The following is a 23,321-nucleotide window of genomic DNA, read 5'->3' as shown; positions in this document are numbered from 1 at the left end:
ATGTTTTGAAAAACGATTGCAAATTTAACCTAAACTTATCGGAAATATCAAAGTCAATTACAAAGTAGCAGATTAAAATCACTTTATTTTAGCAATAATCTGTTTTTTGTTGATATTTGACCTGTAAAAATTTTTTATGTTGATGATTAAAGATATACTGAACAAAATTTTAAAGGTACTGGCATTTCCGTTTATACTTCTTATCAAAATCTATCAGATTTTTATTTCGCCGTTATTTCCATCTTCGTGCAGATATACTCCAACCTGTTCGCAATACACATTGGAGGCATTAAAAAAATACGGTTTGCTCAAAGGGCTTTGGCTTGGAATAAAAAGAATTTCCCGTTGTCATCCCTGGGGCGGAAGTGGTTATGATCCTGTTCCATAGGTTTTAATTATGGCAAATACTAATCAGTCATTCGGAAAAAAAATTTTATTAGTAATAAAAGCAATATTCAAATTTTTACTGCTGATGTTTGTGTCATCGGTAATAATTGTTTTTTTACTCAGGTGGATAAATCCTGTTACAAGTTCAATAATGGTTCAGAGACAAATTGAATCAATATTCAATGGTGAGTTTGATTACATTAAATATTCCTGGGTTGATTATGATGATTGCTCTCCTTATCTGCCAATAGCTTTTGTTGCTGCAGAAGATCAGAACTTTCCGAATCATTTTGGTTTTGATGTGCGGGAAATTAAAAAAGCACTTAAGCAATACGAAAGAGGAAGAAGAATTCGTGGTGCAAGCACAATTACTCAACAGGTTGCCAAAAATCTTTTTCTTTGGGAAGGAAAAAGTTTTATAAGAAAAGGAATCGAAGCTTACTTTACTGTGTTGATTGAACTGCTGTGGGATAAAAAAAGAATTCTGGAAGTGTATATGAACATTGCCGAGTTTGGTGATATGATTTTCGGAGTTAAGATGGCGAGTCTTGCATACTATAAAAAACTTCCTGCAAAAGTTTCTCCTGCACAGGCAGCACTACTTGCTGCTGTTTTACCAAATCCGTTACGGTATTCTGTTGTCAGACCTTCCGGATATGTACGCGGAAGACAGAACTGGATTTTAAAACAAATAAATTCATTAGGCGGACCGGAATATCTGAAAGAACTTTAGTTGAATGTAAGAAGTTAAAGTCAGAGCTCGAAAGTCAGAAGATTTTAGAATTGGTTGTTAAATGTATAATGACTGCCTGAGAAATATATCAGATTATATTAATCTTTTAGAAAACACTTAAGTTTAACAATTGCGAGATAAGTTTAATGATTTACAATTTGACTTTAATGAAGAACATAAAAAATTAAAGCAAGATGTGTATTAAAAAATTTCGTCAAGAAATTACAAAAAAGTTTATGCTAAACCACCGCAAGAAAATGAGAGCTAAGTTAGAATCAAATAAGAGTCAGTAATCATTTAAATTTTATTTTACTGAAAACTGCTGAGGAACAAACTTACAAACTTTAACAGAGTCTCTAATTTGAACACTATCGTGTTGAAATAGAGATAGCTTTAATCTATTTATTTTTCTTTGGCTTTAGTCTATCCAATATTAATTGTGCTATTTGCGTCGGATTTTTATTTGAAATATCAACATATCCATCAATTGAATAAATGCCAGGAATATCAACATTTTCTAATTTTAGCAATAGTATATCTTCATCTTTTCTTTTTTTAATCAAATCTCGAATTGCTCGCCATTCAAGTCCACACCATTCTTTTGTGTTATAATCTTCACATAAAAAAATCACAATCAATTCTGATTGATCATGATAAATATCTTGTAGATATACATCTAAATTTGGACGTGCAAGTTCTGCTTCAAAATTTTTATCATAGAATACTTTGTCTTTTCCAAGTTTATCAATAAGTTTTTTAGATACCATTTGAACTAGTGATCTTTTTTCACCAGGGAAAGAAAGTGCAACAGTAAACCTTTTATCAGTTGTGAAAGCTTTTTTTTCACATTCGTTTACTATTGAGAATGTTAATTCACTTTTATTATCAGCAAGATTGATTGCATCTAAGACAAGAACGGTAAGAAATACGGCATCTGGTGAACTCGCTGAGGTCCAATAGCCATAATCATTTCTTTTATTAATTAACCAATTCTTTGCCAATTTAACGGATCGTTTCCAACCCCGAGGTTTTGCGACTGCAAGTGCATGAATAGCCATTGCTGTGGTTTCAATATCAGGCAATTTATCCAATTCCCAACAATTCCAACTGCCATCGGAGTTTTGGTGATCAAGAATCATTTCAAGAGCACGATTTATTATGGTTTTGTCACCTGAGCAAAAGTTAAATAACTTATAATTCGCAAAAACAATTGAACAAGCAAGTGGAATATGATTCATTTTATTTAACTTTCTTTTATCATCAATAATTATATCATTATGAATTAGCCATGGAAATTCTGAATCAAATTCAGGAATATATAATGCTTCTAAAGTTCGCTCTAATGCTTTTCGCATTATTTTAATTGAGTAGTCAGAACGACAATGATAAAAGAGCCAAAAAGAACTTGGTATAGGAAAAATACCATACTGAATTACATTTTCATTTGTAGTTTTAGCTAAACGCTCCCACCAGTCATTAAAACCTCGTATTTTACACCATTCAACAGCCCTCAATATCGTTGAATCAATAGAGAGTTCTTGATGATCGTTATAACCCCAAAAATTTCTCAATTGCCATACAGATAAATTTTTAATTTGTGAAGCTTCTTGGATACTCATTCTCCCAACTGATGTTGATTTACCAGTGTTATTATCAATCAAACTAGCCCCAGCAGCACATTCTTCTATCGATTTTCTTTCTGCATCTTTCCATATTGTAATTAATTTTTCAATTTTTTCATCACAATTAAATCCTCTACTAACTAAGAATATCAATGATTCTACGTCTCCGTAATTCGACAAATCATCTGCTACATATTCTAACCAAGCTGTTGTTCTTTTTTCTACTGGAAGTTTAAACAAGCTTCTCAAAAATTTATTATAAGACAAATAATGTCTATTTTCTTCATCAAGCCAATCCTTGATTTCTTTAGGAAGTTTGTCTATATATTTTGTTTTTTTCTTTTTCATACACGCAAATTCGTTAAATATTTTATAAAGCTAATGGTATGGTAATTAACTTGCTGCTAGAACAGTAATGCTTGACCAACAATCAATGCTTATAATTTGTACCCGCCAGTAAAATTAAAGGCACCGGCGCGATCTAATCTATTTAAAAACTACCTAGAATAAAATGCTGAACAAAACATGAGAAAAATAAACATTAAACTCAAACCAAACCGTATCTTCTGTCGGTATTTAGGGGTAAGATAGATTGCTTTTAGTATAATTCATTTTCCAAATTCTTATTTGAAGGATTATATCTTTGATAATAAACTGGAATTGAAAACTCTTTTCGTAACTTATTCAAATATTTTTTTGTATCAATTGTAATTTCGTTTTCAGATACTATGATTAACTTTGATGCAACATTTCTGTTAGGATAGTAAGCATATTCAAGAAGCTGAGGTAAGGCTTCACGAATACATTTCAGAATTGATTTACTTGTCTTAATTTCATAGAAAATATAATTGCTTTTATCTTTTACAACTAAATCAATGTGTGTCCCATAACCGGAACTATGTTCTACTCCCACGTTTAATTCACCATATTGTTTAATCAAATTATTATAAATATTTTCTTGTATAGATTTATGAGTTGCGTTAACAGTTCTGTTTGAAGGTACTTGATTAACAAAATATTGTTTCTGAAAATCATTCATACCGGGTTTGAAAACAAACTTACCGGAATAATCTTTCAAATTCTTTTTACCTTTTTCATTTTCAACAAAAATGTATAAATCTAAAAGGTCATCAAATGTCTCTAAAATATTTCTGCAATCTTCATTTGTGATTTCGTGGATTTTTTTGGGAAAATATTTACCAATAAAAATAAAGGTGTGATTTTTCTTCAATTCACTTGTTATCTTATTTACATTATAATTTTTGCTACGAATATTATTATTATAATGCCACATTTGCATTTCGGATAATATAAAATGTTTGGATTTTAGATACAGATTGAATCTGTCAATTCTAGGGAATAATACTTCAATATTAGGCAGGGTTTGACTTTGTTCTAATGAAAATGCTAAACCAAAGCGAAATATACTTAGCTCTTTTTCATAACCAATGTTGAATTGAAATTCTGACCTCCCGCCTATATGAAAAGCATAATAATCAAAAATAGTTCTGTAATCAAAAATACTTTTTGAAGGAATTTTAGATAATCCCCTTAATTCCTTTCTGATGTTTTGAAGATTGCCGATTTTATAATCCACTGACAAGGAATTAATTAGTTCAGCAATTTCTTTGATATTCATATTCACCGCTTAGCAATATAATTATTAAATAACTAACAAATAAATATCAGCTTTTTGAATGACCACCAAATATTTATAAAGTAGTATTAAAATTCTTATTCACTTTGAAATGTTAAATTTCTTTATTGCTCTTCAGGATTTCATTCGAGTGATAAAATATTTTTTTCAGTTCCGTGCAAAATTTTCTTTCTGTTTCCATTCGAACTTAAAAAGTTTTAAGAACGAATTCAAAAATTTTTTCAGGAAATTTTTATTTGTCTGATGGCAACTAAAACTAATTCATTGATTGAAAGGTTATATATAAACTATTCAATTTCATCAACTGAAGACGGACATTCAACCATTCACCCAATCTCTCTTTGCTGTGTTTTCAGTCCAACATTTTTGTGTTATAAAGTTTTCAGCAATAAATCTTAGAGATAAGTTTGTGATTGGCTCATAAGATTTGAAAGAAATCTGAGATAGCGTGATTTTGAATTGGATAGAATGATTTTGATAATTGCAGTTATCGGCACTGAGATCAGCATTCCGATGATTCCCCAAATGTATCCCCAAATCAATACTGAAAGTAATATCAGCAAAGGATTAAGGTTTAATCTTCTGCCGATAATCATTGGCTCAGCCAAGTTAAAAGCCAACGTTTGAATTACAGCCATTACAATTGCAATAAGTATAGCAGAGCTTGTCGAATCAAACTGAACTAATGCAAACAGCACGGGAAGTACAAGTGCTGCAGCAGAACCAATAGTCGGAATAAAATTGAAAAGAAATACAAACAACCCCCACACAACAGGAAAATCAAGTCCGGCAATTGAAAGCGCAACTGAGGTTACAATGCCTGCAAGCAGATTTATTCCAAACTTTGCAATAATATATCGTTGTATCTGGTTTGTAATTGTGTTAAAAGTTTCGGCAAGTTGTTTTTCTCTTTGAAGTTTTTCGTTCAGTAAATCCAACTCAGTGTCTCTAGTTTTATCATCAACAGAGACTTTAAGTGATCTTTTAATTTTCTTAACCTGTGGTTTTACTTTTCTGTAAACATAATAGTTCTTTATTGCTTCATACACAGTCTTTTCACCGGACAACACAAAAACAAAAAAGAACAGCACAAACAAAACGCTTCCGACAAGATTAATCGTTGAGCTGAAAATCCCACCAGCCAATCCTTTATAATCAAGTTGCTGAATTATTCTTTCAAGATCAAACTTTATGAAAAACGGATCGCGGATATTTAATTCTTTTGCAAAATCTTGCACAATGTTATTTAGTTTATTTCCGTAAGCAGGCAAACCATCTGCAAACTGAAGTAGCGAGTCAACCACAACTCTTCCCGCGCCGTAAAGAATAATTCCTGTTATAACCAAATCAAGAATGGTAATAATAAATCCCGGAACTCTTTTATTCATCAGAAAATTATTTAAAGGTGCAAAAACAAAGAAAAGGAAAATTGCAATTACCAATGGAATAAAAATGTGGCTTAATTCTTTAAGCACGATTCCAATGGTAATCAGTCCAATTACAGTTATAAAAAATTTGGTAGTATTATCGGAATAAATTTTGTGTGCCATAGTTTTATTGCCTCAGTCCACCCGGAGTTTGTGGTGTAGATAATAAATTTTTAAACAGTTCCCATCTTCTTGAAGAATTATCTGATGTTCCTCCGTTTCTTTCAATATATTTTTTTACGATATCCAGTCCCACATTATAATTAATTACATAAGAACGATATTGTTTTATAAAATCAAGATACTTTGCTGCGCTTTCTTTAGAGCGAAGGTTGTACTTCATCAACCATTCAATTGTCTGCTGTTCATTCCATTTTCCGTCAAGAAAATTTCTTGCAGCTTCGTTACCAGCATATGAAAGATTATCTAACTGTTCTAAAACTTTATTATAAAGTTCTGCTTCGCTTGAGTCTAATCCGGCTAAAGGGAAAAGAACTTCTTTTTCGAATTTTATTCTTTCATTTCCGGGAAAAGCTACTTCAATTCCGTAGTTTGCAGTTCCTTCAGCAATAAGTGATTGTGGTGAGAATAAAACATAAACAGAAAACTCAAGCCATTCTTTTTTTCGATATAAGTTCCACTCAAGTAAAGCATTATAAACATGATGACCCGGATAACCTTCGTGAGCAGCAAGATCAATTGCCCGGTCAATATAAATTGGTAAATCTGTATTAACCTGAATAACACTATAGAAATTTCCTTTGTACCAGTTATAAGCTCCCCAAGGTTTGTTTTTAACATATTCAACGGTGAAACTTTCCGTCGGTGGAAGCTGAATATTTTTTAATGTTCTTTTTCTGCACTCATTAATTGCAGCATCAAATACGGATTTTAATCTTTCCTCAGGAATTTTAAATCGTTCTTTGAATTTCTGAAGTCTTTCAGAAATAGTCCCTTTCCCCGGAAGCAGTTTATCGAGTTCTGTAATTGATTCTCTGAAAAAGTCTTCATTGTGGATTGGAACTTCTGCATCGTAAAGTGCTTTTGCTTCTTCATCAAATGAGAGAGTAACGCCATTGAGCATAAAGATTTTTGTTTTGCATGCAAGAAGTTGTTTATAGAGATAACGATATCTTAATTTTTCCAATTCGGTTGCATTATAAACACTTAGAGATTCCAACTCATCGAGCAGTGAATTAGCTTTTGAGTTCAGTTGTTCATAAATGGTTTGATTAAATTCAGCCGAATCAGCTTGTGGTCTACAGTTTTCGGGTCCGTAATAAGCATCAATAAAATCGCCGTCATATTTTCCGATGTTAAGAGCAAGCTTAACATACTCTTCTGCAATTTTATTCATTTTAATTTCCAAATCGCTTTTGGTTATTGGTTCTTTTTTTTCACTGCAGTTTATTACAAGTAATGAAACAGTAATTATTAATAAGACTAATTTGATGGGGAAATTTCTTTTCACTTTATCACCAGCATTTTTTGTAGTATGAAATATAATTTAATTGAAGGGAATTGAGTATATGTTAAAAGGAAATAAATGAAAAACCTTCAGAGTTTTCAGATTATAAGCAAAACCCTGAAGGTTTAAATAAATCTTTTTTCGTAATCAGATGTTTTTAATTAAATCTACAAACCACTACAACTATTTTATTAGCATCATCTTCTTAACATCTGAATAATTGCCTGCAGAAAGTTTATAGTAATAAATTCCGCTTGGTAAATCAGATGCATTAAATTCAACCTTATAACTTCCTGCTTCTTTATTTTCGTTTACAAGAGTTGCAACTTCATTTCCCAAAACATTAAACACTTTAATTGATACAAACTGCTTACTGCCAATTGAATACTGAATGCTTGTTGTGGGATTAAACGGATTGGGATAATTCTGTTCAAGAGCAAACTTGACTGGCACACTGAAATTCACAGCGACAGAATTAAATATTTTGTAGCTTCCATCGTAATCGATTTGTTTTAATCTGTAAAGATTAATTCCTTTGAACGGATTTTTGTCAACGAATGAATAAGCATTAGTTTCAGTTGAGGTGCCACTTCCTTTAACAAATCCGATTTTTGTCCATTCAGAATTTTCACCTAAAACTTTTCTTTGAATTTCAAATCCGGAATTATTGGTTTCACTTGAGGTAATCCATTGTAACTCAACTGAATTTTCTAATGTTGTTGCTGTGAATGATGATAACTCAACAGGAACAACTGCATAAATGTAAATTCCGATATCATCAATATACCAGCCGTCTTTGGTAACGGAACCATCGGTTCTTAATTCAAATCGAAGTTTGTTTTGCGTAGAAGTTAATCCGGATAAACTCATTTCTTCCTGTACCCAGGTTGTTTGTGTGGCATCATAAACCGGTTCACCGGCAGGTGTTTGCGCTCCCTGACCAGAAGCAGCATTTGTGTAAAGTCCTTGCAAAGGAATCCAGCTTACGCCATTGTTGGTTGAAAATTTAACTTGTCCGCAATCCCAACTATTTTCAATATCCCACTTAGTCCAGAAACTTAATTTCGGATTTGAATATGAACTTAAATTGAGGGCATCTGTTAAAGTCATCGCAGTGTTTGAGCTATTGATATATTGACCAGATGGACTGTCAGTATATGAATTCGGAGCTGAATGAAATGATGCAGTTGTAACTCCCCAAAGCGGTGCTGATGTCGGTGTTCTTGTAAGTGTCCAGAGAGTATTAATATTGTTTGTTGTATCAGCTAAAAGTAAAACAGGAGTTCCAACGATGAATTTTAATGTGTCAACCTTCATCGGGGTTCCGTCGGTTAATGTTGTAATCATCATTTTTACATTTACATCAGCAGGAATATTTCCAATCGTGAATGTGAAATTCTGATTTAAGTTTATAGAAGACCTTGCAGCAACATTCCCAACATTGATTGTTCCGTTTGTTATTGTTATTTCCGGATTGTCCGATGTTAATGTAAGAGTAACATTCTGTGCATTCGAAAGACCCTTGTTTCTTACTGAAGGAATTAACAACTGAACATTATCCCCGGGATTGAAATACTGTTGTGAAAAACTCGGATTGACAACACTAACATAAGAACCCGCAACCCAGGTTATGTATAAGTTTGGTTTTAAGTTTTCTATTGCAAGCGGGAAAATTTCTCCCTGAGAAGGCCAGAATCCAGTTGATCCAACTTCGGGTGTCATAGCAAAAATTTTAGGTTTGGTTGTTTGCTCGCCATACATCCAATCATCGGAAGAACCATTTACATCATACAATATCACAGGTGGCTGACCGTTTTCATATCCATTATAGGCAACCATATCAGTTGAGTATTCAACAAAGATATCATTATCAGGTGTAGGTGTGTTAACATATCCCCACGGATAAAGCAATAAATTTGAATATGTATGATAGTTAAGAGTAGTCTTAAAAGTTTTTGAATTTGTAAAATCCCTTATTGCCTGAGTTTCCGGTTCACTGAAAGGTGCTGTTCCTCTGTAAGTTTCACTTGAAGGAGTACCACTGGACCCGCTGTTATTTATTCCCCACATATAACCGAAATTACGATTTAAATCTACTCCGTAACTTCCATCACCATTTTGTCTTCTGTTCTTTCTCCACATTCCACCACCGGATGGATTTGTCTGTCGGTTATATTCATATCCATCAGGATTGATGCAGGGAATAAAATAAATCTCTCTGTTGTTAACCAGATAAGTTACTTCCGGGTCAGTTCCATAATTTTCAAGAAGGTAGTACATATAATACATAACTGTCATCATTCCCTGCGGTTCGCGGGCGTGAATCAAAGCATTGAACTGAACTTGTGGTTCGTCTTCATTCACATTTGGATTATCAGAAATTTTAACTGCATAAATTGGTCTGCCCTGTAATGTAGTTCCTATCTGAAATTTTTGTGTGATGATATTAGGATAAAGTGCGTACATCGAATCAAGTCTTGCATTGATTTCATCCAGAGTAAAGAACCCACCCATCGAACCGTAACCAAAACCTTCAACATTATAGTTTTCTTTACTCATTTGTCTGAAGAATTGCTTTTCTGATTCGGACAATTTTGGAAGATTTGCATAGTAAGTATTCCAATCATCAATTAATACATCATATCTGAAAGATGAGTTTTGAAGAATTTCGAATTCGCGGTCGCTGATAAATGTAGTAATTGAGTTGTCCTTGCCCCATTTGAAATGATCAAACTCCAAACCCATGTTATAAAGCGTTGAAATTTGTTCTTTAGAATCAAGATAGATTTTTACTTCTTTATAATTTTGTGCTGATATTGTTAGTGCGGCCAAAAGAAGTAAGGTGATAGTAAATAAACGAAACATAACCTCTCCCTGTGAGAAATTGATTGTTGAAAAATTTATTAACTAAACTTAACTGAAAATTAATTAAATAATAAGTATAATTACACTACAAATTTTATGAGCAACATTTTGTTTCTGTAAAATTCAGACCAAAAGAAGGAGTATTTTTATGCAAAAAATAACCATTTATGAAAAGCCAACCTGTACCACTTGTAGAAAAGTATCAAAAGCATTAACCGAAGCCGGAATTGATTTTGAAAAAGTTAACTATTACATCGAACCATTTTCGAAAAAGAAACTTTATGAGATTCTGAAAAAAATGAATATGAAACCATCAGAACTACTGAGAAAAAATGATGATGCATACAGAAAGCTAAAAGCTAAAATTGAAAAATTATCTGAAGATGAAATACTGAGTTTGATGATTGAAAATCCTGATCTTGTTCAAAGACCAATTGTTGAGGTTGGTAATAAAGCAATTCTTGCTCGTCCACCTGAAAAGATAAAAGAATTATTTAAATAAATTTTACGGTAGCCGCAAGCTGAAGCCTGCGGCTACAATTTTTTAATCTTCTACAACAGCAAGAACATCTGAGCGCTGAAGAATTTTATAAACAATGTTGTTCATTTCAACTTCTTCTCCGCCATATTTTGCAAATAAAACTTTGTCGCCTTCGGAAATTTTTTCTCTTAAATCTTCATCAGTTCCAACTGCAATAACTTTTCCCATTCTTGGTTTTTCTTTTGCAGTATCCGGAATGTATAAACCTGAAGAAGTTCTTTCTTCTTCTTCAATTGGTTCAACAAGTAAACGATCATCAAGTGGTTTTATTTTCATTTTTATTTCTCCTTAATTCTTAATGTTTAACATTGCGTTTATTTTCGGTCTGTCAAAACCAACTATCGGACGATTGTTAATTAGTATCACAGGAACTCCCATTTGTCCGGTTCTCCTTACCATATCCTGAGCTGCTTTCTGATCGCGGGATACATCAACTTCTGTAAACCTGATATTCTTTTCACGAAAATATCTTTTCGCAGCATTACAAAAGCTGCAGGTTGGTGTTGTGAATATTACAACTTTTGGTTGAGTAGCTGTTTGCATAAATAATTCTTCCTTCATTTACAAAAAAATTTTTTGCAAGCGTTTGATGAAAGAGTTAAAAGAAAGTTTCAAACACACATTCTGAACCTTTTGATTTAACAAATCATCACACTCAACAAAAAAAATAATCATTTAATAATTTCAAGGAGCAGAAAATGTTAAGAACAAATCTCACACACATTTTATCAGAGCAGGAACACGCAAAACTTTTACAGGAAAATGAAAATGTTATGGTATGCTGCGGAAGAATGGGACCAATGTGTATTCCTGTTTATGAAGTAATGGAAGAACTCGAAAACGAATATCCACATGTAAAGTTTGCTGATATGGAGTTTGATATTCCGGATGCAAGAGTTATAAGAGACTTACCAGAATGCAGAAATTTTGCCGGACTTCCGTTTGTTGTTTATTACAAAAACGGAAAAGTTGTTAAAGCAACAAGCAGCATTCAATCAAGGGATCAGATTACTTCTATTCTTGATCAATATTTTAGTCAGGAAGTTAAGGAAACAGCAACAAAGTAATTTTCGAATGATTAAGTCATCCTTAAAAATTATTGAGGATGACTTTTCTTAATATTCTTATTCGGGAGAAAAATTATGAATCATTATGATGCTATAATTATTGGAGCAGGAGCTGCGGGGCTTACAGCAGGAATTTATCTTTCAAGAGCTAAAGTAAAAACACTAATTCTGAATGAAGGTGCTGTTGGTGGTCAGATGGTACTTACTCACGAGATAGCAAACTATCCGGGAATCGAAAGTATCAGTGGATATGAACTTGCAAGAAATATGAAACTTCAGGCACAAAAGTTTGGAGCGGTGATTAAAAGCAATATCAAAATCACATCATTTGATTTGAAGTCAAATCCTAAAAGATTTGTTGTGAATGGGAAAGATGAATACACATCTGATGTTGTTATTATAACAACTGGCGGAAGATCAAGAACACTTGGCGTTCCGGGTGAAAATGAATTTAAGGGGAAAGGAATTTCTTATTGTGCAACCTGCGATGGTGATTTTTTCCAGGATAAGGAAATAATAGTTGTTGGCGGAGGAAATTCGGCACTTGAAGAAGCCGTATCTCTGACTAAATATGCGTCGAAGGTTACAATAGTCCATCAGTTCGACCATTTCCAGGCATTTGAGCATTATGTAAATGAAGCAAAGAACAATCCTAAGATTGATTTCATTATGGAATCAAAGATTATTGAATTTATCGGTGATGAAAAACTTCGGAAAGTAAAAATTCAGAATCAGAGAAACGGTGAAGTCTTTGAAAAAGATATTGATGGAGTTTTTATATTTATCGGATATGTTCCCAACACAGAAATGTTTGAAGGTATTCTTGAGTTAAATCAGTATAAAGAAATAGTTGTTGATAAAAATATGGCTACCAATATTGAAGGTGTTTATGCTGCCGGAGATTCAATTGCAAAAAGGTATCGTCAGGTTACAACTGCTGTTGGTGAAGGAACTGTTGCCGCACTTAGCGCAGCAGAGTATCTGAATAAATTTGAAAAAGCCGAACAGGTTGCTGAAGTAAGTGTAGCATAATTTTGCTTTTAATCAGAACTTAGTGAAAAATATGTTTGAACAGCAAATACAGGTAATTACCCTGAAGAGTAATTAAATAAAGGATGAAATATGAATAGCAATTTTAAAGTTGCATTTGCAACTAATGATGGCGTTACAACTTTTGCTCATTTCGGAAGAGCAAAATATTTTGAAGTCATAGAAGTAAAAGATGGAAACATTACTTCCACAGAAAGAAGAGAAAAGCCGGATTTCCATTCCGGGAACAACCACAATAATGATCATCATAGCAATCATAGGGAAAGACACAATACTATTTACACACTTGTTGAAGACTGCGATTTTGTAGTTGCTGCAGGAATGGGATATGGTATTTACGATTTTCTGATTTCAAAAGGAAAGCAACCGATTGTGACAACTGAAAAAAATATTGAAGATGCTTTGAAAAAGCTTATCTCCGGGCAACTTGTAAATCATACAGAGAAGATGCACTGATAAAATTTTGATTTGGAATTTAGTTTTTGTTTTGTATTTTTAATCAGATAAAAAAATCTGATTATGATTTCCCCTGTCAAAAAATATTTTATAATCTTGTTAGCGATAAGTTATCTGGTAGCTGTAAATGCAAATCTGGTTGCCTGGATAGAATACAATGTGAATTACGATTTCATAGTAAAATTTCTTTGTATTCAAAAAGATGAGCCTGAAAATTTATGTCACGGCTCATGTCATCTTAAAAAAAATCTTGAACAGAATGAAGAACAAAATAAACCTGCTGATAAACAGAATCGTGAACTCCCAAATTATTCAGTGTCTTATCATATAGATATAGTTAAGAATGATAAAGAAAATTTAGAAGGAAAAGCTGCACGATACATTTCTTTCATCTCAAATAATTTTAAACCTAATATAATAGAGCCAGATTCCCCACCACCAAAGTTGCTTTGATAAATTTTATTATACTATTTAATAAATAACCTCATTAAGAGGTGATTTGTATTTTTTAAATATTTATCGGAGTAACTATGAAAAGATTTTTCATTTTTATTCTGTGCATACTTTCATTTGAAATTATTGCACAGCAGAAAGAGGAAATAAAAACTTATCAATTACCAGTAATTGAAATAATATCCAAAAGAGAAATTCCGTTTGTTGATAAATATTCATACGGAACTGATTATAGCAGCTCTATATTAAATAAGAATGGCTTTTCGTTGGTAAGAAGAGGATTGAATTTTACACAGGATTTGTATGTGGAAGGATTCAAACGCGGAGATATAAAAGTGGTAATAGATGGCGAGCAATATCACAATGCTTGTCCCAACAGAATGGATGCGCCATCAACAAGATTAAATCTTATTGATATGGAGTCAGTTGAATTAACAAAATCAGCATCTCTGTTAAATTCAGGAATCTATGGTAAAGTTGAATATCGTAGAGCAAAATTAGATGAGGCATTCAGAATTAAAGCATTAGCAAATGGAAACTTTGGTGCACAGAATGATTATGATGCGTCAATCTCTGCTGCAGCAAAATATTCCAATCTGACTTTGCGATATTCTTCTGGTAACCCTTATGAAAATGGCGAAGGAAAAACATTCAAAGATTTATACGGATATAAAGATAATTTCCGCTATTCATATTTAAATGCATCCTTCCGACAGGAAATTTCAGAGCATGAAATTGAATTTGGAGGAATCTTTACTCAAGCTAAAGATATTTCCTTTCCATATCTGCAGATGGATGAGAGAAACAGTAAAGTATTTGGTGGTTATTTTTCATACAAGAAAAATAAATTCTATTTTAACTTCACAGACCATCTGATGAATAACGGATTACGGTCAAATTATTCCAATATGCAAATGGAAACGGATGCTAAAAACTTTACTGCAGGACTAACAGGAAACTTTTATGAGTTTATCTATCGTAACTGGAACGCAGATAATTTTATCAGCATGCCAATGATGGGACACTTTGTTTCCAATAAACTAATGCCAAATGTTGATCAATTCAGTCTTAATTTATCAACTGATTATTCGGTGAATAAATTTCAGACATATCTGAAAGGTGGGATTCAATATTTCAGATATAAGGATGAATCAAGAAATGACTTTTATAAAGAGTTATATTCAGATGCTTCAAATAAGAGATTTTTCGTAAGCGCTGGTTTACTTGGGACATATTCAACTCAGTTAGCTGATGATTTTATTATTACCACCACAGCAGAAATTGCTACAGACGCACCTGAAGCAGAGCAACTATTCATTGCAGTAAAACGACTGATGACAAACCCTGATTGGTCTGGTAATCCGACACTTAATCAACCAGTAAAAGGAGGGTTGAGAACCTCTTTCAGCTATAAACTAATTGGTGTAGAACTTTTTGGAAATTATGTTGCAAACTATGTTGAAACTGTTAAGAAGATGAAAACAATGAAGCCATCAATGACTTATGAAAATATAAATGCATTAATCGCCGGCACAAATATTATTTTCAAATACGAATGGCTCGAATCTAATTTCAGCTTTCTATGGGGTGAAAATTATGATAACAAAAAACCTCTCGCAGAAATTGCACCACTTTCAGTTTACACAACTATCAGATTGCCGGAATTTTCCGGACTTAAGTTGATTCTGAATCATCGGTATGAAAATTCACAAACAAGAATTAATGAAGATCTTAAAGAGTTTAAAACAGCAGCCTGGAATTCAATTGGTTTAGGTGTAGAGTATTCAATTGATTATTTGACTTTTAATTTTCAGGCAAACAATGTATTGAATCATAATTATAAAAGATATTTATCATACTCCCGAAGTCCATTCTCAGCAGGAATGCCTGTATATGAACCCGGCAGATCATTCAGTTTGACAATAAGTCTCAACAAATCATTCTGATTGCTTTTAAGAGATGACATCATATCATCTGATGTCATCTCTTTTCATCTGTTTTCACAAATAATAATTTTGCAGAAAAAATTTTGGTAAGATATGCTAAAACACTTATCACTTTTGATTTTATTTTCAATTTCATTTTCTGTTCATCCACAAAATTTCAGTTGGTATAAAATCGGGAACGGAGTAAACTACACATTAACAGAAAACAAAAGAGGCAACAACATTTTTATAGCAATTGGCGGATGGCAGGCAAAACAGGATTGGGTTAATAGGTGGTGTTCGGAGTTATATAAAGCCAGATTAAATGAGCTTGGTATACAACATATTTTTTCTGTGAAAGGTCCTGATGAACTTTGTAACAGAAATAAAGAAATAAACATCAAAGCACTTGCGGATTATGTGAAGAATATAATTTATGCAACTTACTATGTTGATAAAGTTGTAATAGCAGCACATTCAAGCGGTTCTTTTGTGGCTAACGAATTACTCGATATTCTTTACGGAGAAAATGGAATAGCGAAGGACAGCTTTTATGTCAACAAAGTTCATTATTTCAATCTTGATGGTGGAATTGGTGGCGGAGATTGCGGAACAGCTTTGAGTGATAGTGTAGTAAAGTATATTTCGAAAGTTTATGCAGTTGCTGTTTATGATTCTTCTTCTCAAATGTATTCCAGTAATTATGAAACAATGAAAAAATTATCGGAAATGTTTGGAGGAAAATCAGAGATGATAATACTTGATGTTAAGGACAGTGGTTGTACAGATAAATGGTGTTTGCACGATGCAGTTATAATACACAAACCACACAATCCAGATAAATATGATCTTGAGAGAGATTATACTTTATTTGATGATGAACATAAAGTTCAATCTGATTATTTGAATGTTCTTATTAGTAAATAAAATTCTTTGCGATATCCTTGCGGTGAAAAAGAAAATTAACCGCCAGGAGCGCAAAGAATCCTTTAACTAACGGACGCAGAGGAACGCAACTACTCAACTATTATTTCGTCAATCATTAACCAGACTTTCCCTCCAAATGCCGGATGCCATTCTGGAACTGACATTTGATTCTTCGCAAAGATTTTTATGTAACGAGCTTTGCTTTTATTAGTATCAAGTGAAAAATCTATTCGTCTCCACGAAGGATCTTTGATTGAAAATATTTGTGTTACTTTACCAAGTGAAATAAAGTTTACTCCATCTTTGGAAACAAAGTACTCAACATATTCAGGTAAAAAAACAAGCGATGATGACGCAGTGAAAAATCCGGTTGTAATTTTAATAATATCTGTAACAGTTTCTAAATCAATAGTTGCTTCGAAATCTGTTGATTGAAAGCCAAGATAACCGCCAATTCTGTAATTGTTTCCACCTCTAACTCCATCTGTAAGAATTGAAGAGCTTCCTCCTTCGAATCTGGTTGAAGCTGCATTTGTAAGAGTTACTGTTTTATTATTCGATTTAGATATTGAGTAAAACTTTTCAATTGTCTCGCCAACTTTTTTAGAGTTTCTGAACAAACTTATTTTTAATTCTGTGCTCTTGTTGAAAATCAATTTTCCGGAATACTCATTTGATTTAACTGTAGGTTCTGTTCCATCAGAAGTATAGTATAATTTAAGTCCTTTCTGATTTATTCCAATTTCAATTTCAAACTGATTTTTTTCTAAATCAAATTTTTCTGAAAATGTAAGAGGTTGAATTTCATAAGTGTAATTGACATTCATTTCGTCAAGTTTATCATAAAATTTTTGAAGCCGACTTGCAAACTCTTCATAGTTTCTTTCATTAGGATAAGTCCACAAAACTTCTGCAAGTGCTGTTAATCTTGGAAACAATCTGTAATCAACAAGATGTTGAGGGGCATATTCTGTCCACATATTTCCTTCACTTCCCAGAACATGTTTTGCTTCTTCTTCATTTAGTTCATCGGGAATCGGATTGAATGAATAGACTTTTGGAACATCAGTGGTTTCAATCGGATAATCGAAATAGCAATGACTTGTTGGAGAGACAATCACATCGTGATTCATTTTAGCTGCATCAATTGCACCTTTTGTTCCGCGCCATGATTGAACAGTAGCACCGGGAGCTAATCCGCCTTCAAGAATTTCATCCCAGCCAATAATTTCTTTTCCTTTCGAGTTAAGAAAATTTTCAACTCGCTTTATAAAATAGCTTTGCAATTCGTGTTCATCTGCCAAACCTTCTTCTTTAATTCTTTGCTGACACTTCGGACAATTTTGCCATCTGTCCTTTGGTGCTTCATCTCCGCCAATGTGAATATACTTTGATGGAAACAACTCAATTACTTCTGAAAGCACATCTTCTATAAAATTAAAAGTTTCTTCATTACCAGCGCAATAGATATCTTTATAAACTCCCCAAAGTGTACCAACCTCAAAAGGACCGCCGGTGCAGGATAGTTGAGGATAAGTTGCAATTGCTGCTGTTGAATGTCCGGGCATTTCAATTTCTGGCACAACTGTTATGAATCTGCTTTGAGCATAGGTTACAATTTCTTTTATATCATCCTGAGTGTAATAACCACCATAAACAGTTCCGTCATCATACTTTCTGAAAGCACCAACTTTAGTTAATTCCGGATATTTTTTTATTTCAATTCTCCAACCCTGATCTTCTGTTAAGTGCCAATGCAACACATTCATTTTTTGAAATGCTAATAAATCAATGTATCGTTTGATAAATTCTTTGCTCATAAAATGACGACAACAATCAAGGTTTAATCCACGCCATTTGAATTTCGGATAATCGAAAATTTCCACACATGGTATTTTCAATTCATTCAGCTCATAAGATTCTTTTACAATAGGGATTAATTGTTTTAAAGTTTGAATTCCATAAAATAATCCGATTTCACGAGATGCTTCAATAAGAATTTCTTCATTATCAACAATAAGATGATAACCTTCCCCATTATAATTTATTTCTTTTATAGGGTTGAGAATTAAAGTCAATGATTTTTCTTTTTGAGGAAATTCAGTTGTGTCAAGTTCGAAACCTAATGTTGATTTCAGAAATTCATTCAAATATTCCTTTATTCTTTTAGTTTCATCGTTAAAGAAAATTTTTGTGTCGGGAGAAAGTATAAAATGACCTTGAAGTAAATTAAAAGACTGCGGTTTTGGAATAACATTTATTTGTGCAGGTGAGTTTAATATAAAAACTGCAACTAAAAACGTTATTAATTTTTTCATATCGAGTGTTCCTTCGAAAAATATTTATTTCAAAATTAAAAATAATCCAAGAGTTGGCACAGCATTATTTACAAATGGCAATTATGATGTTCACACTAATATTGTTTTTTTTCTGAAAATAATTTTGTTTTATAGAGAAGAATTTTTATTACTTGGGAATCAGCATCAGTTTAGTGGTTTATTTCTTTTGGGGGAAATTATTATTAGCCGGGCAGTTATGAACGCAAAAAAAGTTTTCAAAAATATTTTATTTTTTTTACTGGTAAACTTAACTGTCTTCGTATCAGAATATTTTCCGCAACAAATTCATTTCGATAGAATTTCAACAAACAACGGTCTTTCAAACAATTTAATTTACGATATACTTCAGGATAAATCAGGATTTCTCTGGATTGCAACGGATGATGGTCTTAATCGTTATGACGGATATGAATTTAAGATTTTCAGAAATGACCCTAATGATATAAGTTCACTTTCTGATAATTCTGTTTGGTCTCTTGCAGTTGATAAATCAGGGAAAATATGGGTTGGAACAAAGACGGGATGGATAAATTGTTACGATCCGGTAACTGAAAAATTCAGCAGATGGTATATTGCTTCGAACATTACGAAAGATAATTCAATTACAACAATTTTTACAGAGGATGAGAATAAAATTTGGATTGGCACTTACAGAAGCGGCTTATATTTATTAAATCCAAAAACTGGCGAAATAAAGAATTGGACGTTAAATCCCCTTGATTCAACATCACTTACAAACAACTACATCTCATCAATAGTCTCTGATAAAGCCGGAAATCTTTGGATTGGTACATATAATGGTTTAAATAAATTTAATTATAAGTTGTCGCAAAATAAATTTCAAAGATTTTTTAAATCGAACAACGATTTAAACTCACTGTCAGATAATTTGATATGGAGTCTTACAATTGATAAAGTTGATTCAAGCATTATGTGGATTGGGACCGCAACTGACCTGACCGAGTTTAATCTTTCTACCGGAAAATTCAGAAGACACAAAATTTCCAATCCTTTGAATCTTCAGTTCGGTTCGGGAAGCGGTAATGTAATTCCGGAAATTGACAAAAATCAGAAGTTGCTATGGATTGACTCTTATGCCGGCTTGTTGAGATATAATTTATTCACGGGAAATGTGGACAGATTTGTTTATGAAAAAAATAATCCAAACAGCCTACCCAGTAATCGTATTAACAAAATTTACAAAGACAAATCCGGAGTTATCTGGATTGGAACAGACAATGGTTTGGCAAAATTTTCAACTAAAAACAAAAAATTCAATTACAGTATATCTGAAGAAATAAATTTCTTAAACAGTGATGAACTTTATGATATAAGTATAAACGCATTAACTCAAACTACCGATGGTACAATCTGGTTTGGTACTGAGAAAGGATTGTTTTTTTCATCGCGTGATAATAGAAAACAAACTATTAAAAAGTATAATCTGCTTGGCGATATAAATGTCTGGTCTCTCTCGGCAGATGGAAATAATAATCTTTGGATTGGCACTTACGGCAAAGGAATATTTCAGCTTGATAATAATAACAGAAAACTTACTGAATGGAATTTTGTTGACAATAAAACCAGATCTATGTCAAGATTTTTCAACAAATCAATATTAATTGATGATAATAATAATATCTGGATTGGATATTGGGGCTTGGGGCTTGCAAAGCTTAACCCCACAACAAAAGAATTTACCAGATGGATTCACAATAATGAAGATTCTGCATCCCTGAGCTATGATGATGTATGGGTTATATATCAGGATTCTCGGAAGAGAATATGGATCGGCACTAACGGTGGAGGACTAAATATTTATGACAAATTATCAAATTTTTTCATTCATTTTACTACTGAAGAAAATTCTCAGATTAAACTAAGCAGTAATAGTATATACTCAATTTGTGAATCAAAATATGGCGGACAAAACGGAAAAACAATTTTATGGGTGGGAACAAATAACGGGTTAAACAAAATCACAATATTAAATGATAAAAATAATTCCCTTAAAAATGTCACTATAAAAATTTATTCTATCTCGGATGGATTACCTGATAATTCAATTAAGAGTTTGGTCGAAGATAAGTCGGGCAATATATGGATTGGAACAAGTTCAGGCATATCATTATTTAATCCTTTAACGGAACGGTTCACTAACTTTACAACTGCTGATGGATTGGTCAGTAATGATATGAATCTTTCATCAGCTGTTTTATTGGAAAATGGTTTAATACTTATGGGTAGCAAATCCGGTCTGAATTACTTCAAGCCTGAAGAAATAAAACTTTCGGATTTTATACCACCAATTGTTCTTACTGATTTAAAGATATTTAATAAGTCTGTTATTGTGGGAGAAAAATCTCTGCTCAAAAAAAGTATTACATTCTCCGATGAAATTAATATTCCATATTCGGATAATGTTTTCTCAATTCATTTTGCGGCACTTGACTTTACTTCCGCTGGTGAAATTGTTTATTCCTATAAACTTGAAGGTTTCGATAAAGATTGGAATATCGAGACAAAAAACAGATTTGCAACATACACTAACCTTAATCCCGGTAAATATATTTTCAAATTGAGAGCAACTAACAGCGATGGTGTTTGGTCAGATAATATTAAAACTCTTACTATAATTATTACTCCTCCGTGGTGGCAGACTTACTGGGCTATTGGTTTGTACATAATAATTTTTGTTTTAGGAGTCTGGGGAATAATCAGATTTCAGGTGAACAGAGAAAAGCTGAGAAGCGAACTACGCAGACAGGAATTTGAAGCTCATCATTTGCGCGAATTAGAAAAAATGAAATCAAGATTTTTTGCAAATCTTTCTCACGAGTTCAGAACACCGCTGTTATTAATAAAAGGACCACTTGAACAACTTATTGAAGGAAAGGTACAAGGAAATCTTCCTGAATATTATCAGATGATAAAACGAAATGCTGATAGGCTTCAGAATCTGATTGACCAACTACTGGAGCTTTCGCAACTTGAATCTGAAACAATTCCACTGAACAAACAGCTACAAAATATTGTAAGCGTGATAAGAGGTTGTGTTAATAATTTTATTCCTTTTGCCCGACAGAAAAATATTGAGTTGGGATTTAATTCGTTTTATAAAGATATAACCCTTTCATTTGATCGGGATAAACTTGAAAAAATAATAAATAACCTTTTGAGTAATGCATTCAAGTTCACACCAAAATATGGAGCTATTTCAGTTGATATAATAGTAGAAAGTCCCGGGCAAGAATATAATCTGAAAATCATAGTTAGTGATACCGGAGTTGGAATTGCAGAAGAACATTTACCTAAAATATTTGAAAGGTTTTATCAGATTGAAGATTCTGAAAACAAATCAAACGGATTTGGAATAGGATTGGCGCTTGTTAAGGAGTTAATATCAATTCAACAATGGAATATCAGGGTTGAAAGCAAACTTAACGAAGGAACAAAGTTTACAATTGTAATTCCATTAACTCAGGATGAATATTACCAAATAACATCTGATGCAAATGTTGATTCGATTGAAGAGGGGGAATTTGTATCAGAATCATCTTTGGAAAACGAAAATGATTTTCCTGATCATACAAATGAAAAACCTTCTATACTTTTTATCGATGACTCTGAAGATGTAAGGTTATATGTTTCTTATTTACTTAAGCCGCTCTACAATCTTTTCGATTGCAGCAATGCAAAAGAAGGAATTGAAGTGGCTATTAATCATTCACCCGATCTTATTATAAGTGATGTAATGATGCCCGAAATGGATGGAAATGAATTTTGCAGAATAATAAAAACAGATATAAGAACAAGTCATATTCCCGTAATACTTCTTACTGCAAAAGCAACGCTTGACAGTAAAATTGAAGGACTTGAAACAGGTGCTGATGATTATATCGTTAAACCTTTTGAATCGGAAGAACTTCTTGTTCGTATCAAAAATCTGATAGAGCAGAGAAAAATTCTTCGTGAAAAATTCAGCAAAGAAATATATCTCAAACCCGAATCACTCGTTTCAAATATTCTGGATAAAGAATTTATTCAAAAAGTAACAGAAGCAATCGAAAGAAATATTTATAATTTTAATTTTGATTCAGAAAAACTTTCAGAAGAAATTGGTGTTAGCAGAAGTCAGCTTAGCAGAAAGTTGAAAGCTTTAACCGGAGATGGACCGGGCGAGTTTATAAGAAGTGTAAAGTTGAGAAAAGCTGCTCAAATGATTTTAGAAAATAAGTTCGGAATCACACAGATTGCACTTGAGATTGGTTTTGCAAGTCCGGGTCAGTTTTCCAAAGCATTCAAAAAATATTTTGGTTGTCTTCCTTCGGAATTCAGAGAAAAGTGTAAAAATCTCACAGAAGAAAAAAATAACTAATAGAAATCAATTTTTGATTTTTATTA

18 protein-coding genes are annotated in these 23,321 nt (G+C 32.7%); 10 read left to right on the top strand and 8 right to left on the bottom strand.

Annotated features, from left to right (window positions below):
- The first annotated feature begins 142 nt into the window (after nucleotides 1–142).
- Together yidD and mtgA are read left to right on the top strand one after the other, a co-directional pair.
- Nucleotides 143–388, top strand: coding sequence for a membrane protein insertion efficiency factor YidD (yidD, locus tag Q0X14_RS10225; RefSeq protein WP_297837903.1), 246 nt, complete (start codon nucleotides 143–145; stop codon nucleotides 386–388).
- Between the two features lie 9 nt (nucleotides 389–397).
- Nucleotides 398–1,120 carry a monofunctional biosynthetic peptidoglycan transglycosylase gene (gene mtgA / locus Q0X14_RS10220; RefSeq protein WP_297837901.1) on the top strand — a complete coding sequence of 241 codons (723 nt, stop codon included), beginning with the start codon at nucleotides 398–400 and terminating at the stop codon, nucleotides 1,118–1,120.
- A 398-nt stretch (nucleotides 1,121–1,518) separates the two neighbouring features.
- On the opposite strand, the gene Q0X14_RS10215 is transcribed toward mtgA, so the two are convergent.
- The 5 genes from Q0X14_RS10215 to Q0X14_RS10195 all read right to left on the bottom strand — a co-directional run bounded on the left by Q0X14_RS10215 (nucleotide 1,519) and on the right by Q0X14_RS10195 (nucleotide 10,159).
- Nucleotides 1,519–3,090 carry a TIR domain-containing protein gene (locus Q0X14_RS10215; protein WP_297837899.1) on the bottom strand — a complete coding sequence of 524 codons (1,572 nt, stop codon included), beginning with the start codon at nucleotides 3,088–3,090 and terminating at the stop codon, nucleotides 1,519–1,521.
- Nucleotides 3,091–3,340: 250 nt separating this feature from the next.
- Complete coding sequence (locus tag Q0X14_RS10210) at nucleotides 3,341–4,381, bottom strand: hypothetical protein (RefSeq protein ID WP_297837896.1); 1,041 nt, start codon at nucleotides 4,379–4,381, stop codon at nucleotides 3,341–3,343.
- A 413-nt stretch (nucleotides 4,382–4,794) separates the two neighbouring features.
- Entirely contained in the window at nucleotides 4,795–5,949 is a 1,155-nt protein-coding gene (locus tag Q0X14_RS10205; protein ID WP_297837894.1) for an AI-2E family transporter, read from the bottom strand.
- A gap of 4 nt (nucleotides 5,950–5,953) precedes the next feature.
- Nucleotides 5,954–7,183 carry a hypothetical protein gene (locus Q0X14_RS10200; protein ID WP_297837892.1) on the bottom strand — a complete coding sequence of 410 codons (1,230 nt, stop codon included), beginning with the start codon at nucleotides 7,181–7,183 and terminating at the stop codon, nucleotides 5,954–5,956.
- A 294-nt stretch (nucleotides 7,184–7,477) separates the two neighbouring features.
- Nucleotides 7,478–10,159 (bottom strand): M14 family zinc carboxypeptidase, encoded by a 2,682-nt coding sequence (locus Q0X14_RS10195; RefSeq protein WP_297837889.1) that lies wholly within the window; start codon nucleotides 10,157–10,159, stop codon nucleotides 7,478–7,480.
- A gap of 148 nt (nucleotides 10,160–10,307) precedes the next feature.
- On the opposite strand from Q0X14_RS10195, the gene Q0X14_RS10190 reads away from it, so the two are divergent.
- Entirely contained in the window at nucleotides 10,308–10,661 is a 354-nt protein-coding gene (locus tag Q0X14_RS10190; RefSeq protein WP_297837886.1) for an ArsC/Spx/MgsR family protein, read from the top strand.
- A gap of 42 nt (nucleotides 10,662–10,703) precedes the next feature.
- On the opposite strand, the gene Q0X14_RS10185 is transcribed toward Q0X14_RS10190, so the two are convergent.
- Nucleotides 10,704–10,976, bottom strand: coding sequence for a co-chaperone GroES (locus tag Q0X14_RS10185; protein WP_297837883.1), 273 nt, complete (start codon nucleotides 10,974–10,976; stop codon nucleotides 10,704–10,706).
- 12 nt (nucleotides 10,977–10,988) lie between these two features.
- A complete protein-coding gene (locus Q0X14_RS10180; protein WP_297837880.1) occupies nucleotides 10,989–11,261 on the bottom strand; it encodes a glutaredoxin domain-containing protein in 273 nt (90 codons plus the stop codon).
- Between the two features lie 137 nt (nucleotides 11,262–11,398).
- Here Q0X14_RS10180 and Q0X14_RS10175 point away from each other — a divergent pair, with 137 nt between their 5' ends.
- The 6 genes from Q0X14_RS10175 (at nucleotide 11,399) to Q0X14_RS10150 (ending at nucleotide 16,578) form a co-directional block, all read left to right on the top strand.
- The gene (locus Q0X14_RS10175) at nucleotides 11,399–11,767 is read left to right on the top strand and encodes a thioredoxin family protein (protein ID WP_297837877.1); all 369 of its coding nucleotides are present in this window, start codon (nucleotides 11,399–11,401) and stop codon (nucleotides 11,765–11,767) included.
- 75 nt (nucleotides 11,768–11,842) lie between these two features.
- Entirely contained in the window at nucleotides 11,843–12,799 is a 957-nt protein-coding gene (gene trxB, locus Q0X14_RS10170) for a thioredoxin-disulfide reductase (protein ID WP_297837874.1), read from the top strand.
- Between the two features lie 90 nt (nucleotides 12,800–12,889).
- Entirely contained in the window at nucleotides 12,890–13,273 is a 384-nt protein-coding gene (locus Q0X14_RS10165) for a NifB/NifX family molybdenum-iron cluster-binding protein (RefSeq protein ID WP_297837872.1), read from the top strand.
- 63 nt (nucleotides 13,274–13,336) lie between these two features.
- Nucleotides 13,337–13,726, top strand: coding sequence for a hypothetical protein (locus Q0X14_RS10160; RefSeq protein ID WP_297837869.1), 390 nt, complete (start codon nucleotides 13,337–13,339; stop codon nucleotides 13,724–13,726).
- 77 nt (nucleotides 13,727–13,803) lie between these two features.
- Nucleotides 13,804–15,672, top strand: a complete 1,869-nt coding sequence (locus Q0X14_RS10155; RefSeq protein WP_297837864.1) for a hypothetical protein — start codon at nucleotides 13,804–13,806, stop codon at nucleotides 15,670–15,672.
- A gap of 93 nt (nucleotides 15,673–15,765) precedes the next feature.
- On the top strand, nucleotides 15,766–16,578 hold the full coding sequence (locus Q0X14_RS10150) for a hypothetical protein (protein ID WP_297837861.1): 813 nt from the start codon (nucleotides 15,766–15,768) through the stop codon (nucleotides 16,576–16,578).
- An 89-nt stretch (nucleotides 16,579–16,667) separates the two neighbouring features.
- Here the strand turns inward: Q0X14_RS10150 and Q0X14_RS10145 are convergent, their stop codons facing one another.
- Nucleotides 16,668–18,896: a family 20 glycosylhydrolase gene (locus Q0X14_RS10145; RefSeq protein ID WP_297837858.1), complete on the bottom strand. Its 2,229-nt coding sequence runs from the start codon at nucleotides 18,894–18,896 to the stop codon at nucleotides 16,668–16,670.
- A gap of 217 nt (nucleotides 18,897–19,113) precedes the next feature.
- Between Q0X14_RS10145 and Q0X14_RS10140 the strand changes: the two genes are divergently transcribed.
- Nucleotides 19,114–23,295, top strand: coding sequence for a hybrid sensor histidine kinase/response regulator transcription factor (locus Q0X14_RS10140; protein ID WP_297837855.1), 4,182 nt, complete (start codon nucleotides 19,114–19,116; stop codon nucleotides 23,293–23,295).
- The last annotated feature ends 26 nt before the right edge of the window (nucleotides 23,296–23,321 follow it).

Source organism: Ignavibacterium sp. (genome assembly GCF_025998815.1).
In the GTDB taxonomy this organism is placed as follows: domain Bacteria; phylum Bacteroidota; class Ignavibacteria; order Ignavibacteriales; family Ignavibacteriaceae; genus Ignavibacterium.
This window is presented reverse-complemented; position numbering and strand designations above follow the sequence as displayed.